Origin of the sequence: Priestia sp. SIMBA_032 (assembly GCF_046535215.1) — a bacterium.
Classification (GTDB): Bacteria; Bacillota; Bacilli; order Bacillales; family Bacillaceae_H; genus Priestia; species Priestia aryabhattai.
Genome location: NZ_JAWRXD010000689.1, coordinates 1 through 271, shown reverse-complemented (window position 1 = coordinate 271; position 271 = coordinate 1). Strand labels below are relative to the sequence as shown.

General features: G+C 72.0%; 1 protein-coding gene. It reads left to right on the top strand.

Features of this window, described 5'->3' with window-relative positions; translation table 11 throughout:
• Positions 1-271: UvrD-helicase domain-containing protein (locus SB717_RS36030; RefSeq protein WP_410907786.1), on the top strand; the 271-nt coding region annotated here is incomplete at both ends.

Sequence of the window (271 nt, the reverse complement as noted above, 5' to 3'; positions counted from 1 at the left end):
GCCACCGGGCGGTTCCGCCCCTACCGGGTTCAGGGTGGTCCGGGCACCGGCAAGACGTCCCTGATCGTCGACATCGCGGTGGCGCGACTGTCCGATCCGGACACCGACCCCGAATCGATCCTCGTTCTCGCCTCGAGCCGGCGGGCGGCCACCGAACTGCGTGAGCAGATCACCTCCCGGTTGCTCTCGACGGGCACGGGTCCGGCGCGGACGCCGCGGGCCACCCGGGAGCCGATCGTCCGTACCCTGCACTCCTACGCGTTCGCGGTCC